The 1259-nt window shown below is 53.6% G+C and carries 1 protein-coding gene; it reads right to left on the minus strand.

Features of this window, described 5'->3' with window-relative positions:
• Positions 1–30 precede the first annotated feature (30 nt).
• Positions 31–1193 (minus strand): IS3-like element IS3 family transposase gene (locus M8370_RS23350; protein ID WP_085947771.1). Its coding sequence is split into 2 segments (ribosomal slippage): positions 31–932 and positions 932–1193, totalling 1164 coding nucleotides; the frame shifts between segments, so codons are not numbered across the junction.
• Between the last annotated feature and the right edge of the window lie 66 nt (positions 1194–1259).

Raw genomic sequence — 1259 nt, forward strand, 5'->3', positions numbered from 1 at the left:
TGATCCTACCCACGTAATATGGACACAGGCCTAAGCGAGGTTCTTGTTTTCAAATTGTTCCGGACTGAGGCCGCCACACCAACTGTGCCGCCGCCACCGATTGTAATCACATTCGATATAATTAAACACCGTTGCCCGCATTATTTCCCGGCTGATAAAGTGTTCTCCATGGATACATTCCACTTTCAGCGAATGAAAGAAGCTTTCCACGCAGGCATTATCGTAGCAGCAACCTTTTGCGCTCATACTTCCACGCAGATTATGCCGCTTCAGTTGCGCCTGATAATCTGCTGAACAGTACTGGCCTCCACGGTCCGTGTGAACGATAACGTTCCGGGGCCTCTTACGCCGCCACAGCGCCATCTGCAGGGCATCGCAGGCCAGTTGCGCCGTCATGCGTGGCGACATTGACCAGCCAATAACGGCACGTGACCACAGGTCAATGACCACTGCCAGATACAGCCAGCCTTCATCTGTACGTAAGTACGTGATGTCTCCTGCCCACTTCTGGTTCGGGCCACTGGCGTAAAAATCCTGCTCCAACAGATTTTCTGACACAGGCAGGCCGTGTGCGCGGTAGCTGACCGGGCTGAACTTCCGGGAGGCCTTTGCCCTCAGTCCCTGACGGCGCAGGCTTGCCGCCACGGTTTTTACGTTAAAGGGGTAACCCTGAGCACGCAGTTCATCCGTCAGGCGTGGGGCACCGTAACGCTGTTTTGACCGGGTAAAAGCCGCGAGGACAACGCTGTCGCAGTGTTGGCGGAACTGCTGACGCGTGCTTATCCTTGTCCGCCGCTGACACCACGTATACCAGCCGCTGCGGGCCACCCGGAGCACGCGGCACATTGCTTTGATGCTGAACTCAGCCTGATGTTTTTCAATAAAGACATACTTCATTTCAGGCGCTTCGCGAAGTATGTCGCGGCCTTTTGGAGGATAGCCAGCTCTTCATCCCGTTCTGCCAGCTGGCGTTTGAGACGTGCAATCTCGGTAGACATCTCCAGTTCACGTTCAGAAGACGTCTGCTGATTTTGCTGTTTACTGCGCCAGTTGTAGAGTTGTGATTCATACAGGCTGAGTTCACGGGCTGCGGCAGTAACACCGATGCGTTCAGCAAGCTTCAGGGCTTCACTGCGAAATTCAGGCGAATGCTGTTTACGGGGTTTTTTACTGGTTGATACTGTTTTTGTCATGTGAGTCACCTCTGACTGAGAGTTTACTCACTTAGCCGCGTGTCCACTATTGCTGGGTAAGATCAC

Origin of the sequence: Enterobacter cloacae complex sp. OE43NF, from assembly GCF_023544405.1 — a bacterium.
GTDB lineage: Bacteria > Pseudomonadota > Gammaproteobacteria > Enterobacterales > Enterobacteriaceae > Enterobacter > Enterobacter cloacae.